This window comes from Streptomyces sp. NPDC045022, from assembly GCF_056432605.1.
Window position 1 is genome coordinate 1 of sequence record NZ_JBWKIR010000083.1, and the last position, 1,436, is coordinate 1,436.

A 1,436-nucleotide genomic window follows, 5' to 3' on the forward strand; every position below is an offset into this window, starting at 1 on the left:
CAATGCCGGTGACTTAGGTTGTGCCTTGTCGGGTGATGGTCACGGTGTTCCGTGCGGGTGGTGTCCGGTTGCGGTGCTCGGCCCGTTTGAGCGGCCAGTTGGACATCTTGCGTTTGATCACTCTGGGGCAGGTCCGATGACGGCGTGCGGGCAGCAGGCGTTCGGTGATCTCAGCCAGGGTGCGGGTCAGTGCCCGGGCGAGTCTGCCGGGGGGAAAGCGCCGCCTGGGCCGGGACCTGGCGGCGCACGATCCGCAGGGACCGGGAGAAGGAGAGGCGGTCGGGATCAAGACCCCGGCCGGTGGCGGCCTGGTGCATCAGCTGCCGGATGGCGTGGTGCACCAGGAGGAAGCCGTAGATCTCCTGCTCCACGCCCCACGGGTATCTCGAACGCAGGACGAGCTTCGGACCGCGCTGGTGGGTCTTGATCTCATCCAGCGTGGTCTCGATCTCCCACCGCTGGGCGTAGAGCGCGGCCAGTTCCTTCGCCGGTGCCTGCTCAGGATCGAGCAGAGTGGTCAGCAGCCGGTAGACGGTGGCGTCGCCGGTGCGGGCGAGGGTGTACTCGATCACGCGGACTTCCACCGGGTTGCGGCGGCTCTTGCGGTCCTTTTCGGCATGGACCGTGCTGAGGTAGGAGCCATCGGCCAGGACCTGCACCACGGGCAGAGCCGCGCTCTTTCGCATCCGCCACAGCAGGTCCGCGCCTGTTGCCCGGGCGGCCTGCCACAACTCGAACCCGTAAAAGCCCCGGTCGGCCAGCAGCAGCATCCCCGCCCGCAGCTCGCCGAACAGCTGCCGGGACAGCACCGGCTCACTGACCGACAACGGGCCCACCGCCGCACCGAACACCGCGTGGGTCCCGCACTCGGCCAGCGCCATGAGCCTGGCCTGCGGGAACGCGCCCGTTCCCCGCCCCGAGCCCGGGCGGCCGAAGAAGCTGTCGTTCTCCGCCGTGTCCGCCAGGTCCAACGTCGTGCCGTCCACCGCCACCAGGCGCCACCGCCGATACCAGGCACCCGCCGTCTCCGGCGCCGCCACCGGACGGCACACCCGCGCGAACAACACCTTCAAGGGCTCCACGCCCAGGCGCCGACGCGCCCGCCCGATCGCCGCAGTCGTCGGCACCCGCCAGGACCGCCGCACATCGGCGAGCCCGTCACTCAACAGCCGCGCGACTTCTTCATACGGCTGCCCGAAGAACAGACACATCGCCAGCACGAAGTACACGACCACCCGGGCCGGCAGCAGACGGCTGCGCAACTCGCCCCGCCCGGTCTCCGCGACCACCTCATCGATCAGCTGCGGCGGAAACGCCCCCGTCAGCACCCCGATCGCAATCCGGTCCGACAACCGCTCACCCGCAGGCGACTTGACCTGCCCCACCCTCGCCACACCACAACCAACGAGAGCAGGACAGCTAAGTCACTGGCATTG

General features: G+C 69.4%; 1 protein-coding gene. It reads right to left on the reverse strand.

Annotated elements, in window-relative coordinates:
* Positions 1-170: 170 nt before the first annotated feature.
* On the reverse strand, positions 171-1,394 hold the full coding sequence (locus AC07C1_RS41235) for an IS4 family transposase (protein WP_478947245.1): 1,224 nt from the start codon (positions 1,392-1,394) through the stop codon (positions 171-173).
* Between the last annotated feature and the right edge of the window lie 42 nt (positions 1,395-1,436).